The sequence below is a fragment of the Candidatus Protofrankia californiensis genome, assembly GCF_900634765.1.
GTDB classification, from domain to species: domain Bacteria; phylum Actinomycetota; class Actinomycetes; order Frankiales; family Frankiaceae; genus Protofrankia; species Protofrankia californiensis.
In genome coordinates this window covers 3,322-4,439 of sequence record NZ_CAAAFT010000290.1, presented here as the reverse complement: position 1 = coordinate 4,439, position 1,118 = coordinate 3,322, and the positions used below count along the sequence as shown (strand labels likewise).

1 protein-coding gene and 1 pseudogene are annotated in these 1,118 nt (G+C 69.6%); one reads left to right on the top strand and one right to left on the bottom strand.

Features of this window, described 5'->3' with window-relative positions:
• Positions 1 to 432 (bottom strand): annotated as a pseudogene (locus tag DD1DGNOD_RS15620) (hypothetical protein); the annotation flags it as partial.
• 216 nt (positions 433 to 648) lie between these two features.
• On the opposite strand from DD1DGNOD_RS15620, the gene DD1DGNOD_RS15615 reads away from it, so the two are divergent.
• Positions 649 to 1,118, top strand: a 470-nt coding sequence (locus tag DD1DGNOD_RS15615) for an AMP-binding protein (protein ID WP_165036762.1), incomplete at its 3' end; no start/stop codon positions are given.

Sequence of the window (1,118 nt, the reverse complement as noted above, 5' to 3'; positions counted from 1 at the left end):
CACTTCGGCGGCACGCAGCGCGCGGTCTCCGATCGGCCGGTGGTCGCGAACCGCTCCATAAAGGACGCTCCGGACGGCGCCGCGCACGACCACCGGCACGGCGAACACCGACGTGAGGCGCTCCTCCTGCACGACCATGTGGTCGTATTCGTGGGTGATGTCGGTCGTTGTGGCATAGTCGTCGACACGGCGGGTGATGCCGCGGCACAGTACACTGCCGCCGAGTCCCAGGCCGGGCCGCACCACCAGACCGTGCAGCGAGGTGCCGAAGGTCCCTAGCAGGCGGCTGAGCACCAGCTGCTGCGATCCTGCGACGCCGCGGCGGGTGGTCCCGCCGAAGACGACCGGCACCCCGCTGAGCTGCCGCAGCCGCTGCAGCCGCTCCGGCAGCAGCCTGTCGATCGTCTGGTGCACCGCGACGCCGTCGTCCACGTATCCTCCCCGCCGTCGGTGCAGGCACGTCATGGCCTGCGAGGAGCCGGTGCGGTTCAGTTTCGCAGATGACGGGTGCGAGTCAACGCAGCTACCCCCATGCGTGGGTATACGGGCACTCGGTCGAAGCCGCACGCTCTCAGGAAAGCGCCCACCTTGTTGACGGAAGGAATGCACGGTGAACGTGACCGAGTTGACGGAAGGAAGGAATGCACGGTGAACGTGACCGACGCCTACCGGGCGAGCCGGGACCAGTTGCTGGCATTATGCGGCGATCACCTCCGTGCCGTGGCCGAGTTCCACTGGCCCGAGCTGGGCGAGCGGTTCAACTGGGCGGTGGACTGGTTCGACGCGATCGCCCGCGGCAACGACCGCCCGGCGCTGGTGCTCGTGGAGGAGGACGGGTCCGCGACACAGCGCACCTTCGCCGAGATGTCCCGTGCCTCGGATCGCCTGGCGGCCTGGCTGGCCGCCCGCGGCGTCCGCAAGGGTGACCCGGTCGTGCTGATGCTCGGCAACCAGGTCGAGCTGTGGGAGGCCATGCTGGCGGTCATGAAGCTGGGTGCGGTGATCATGCCGACCACGACGGCGGTCGGGTCGGCGGACCTCGTCGACCGGATCGCCCGCGGCCGCGCCCGGCATGTCGTCTGCAACGCCGCGGACACCGGGAAGTTCGCCGAGGTCCC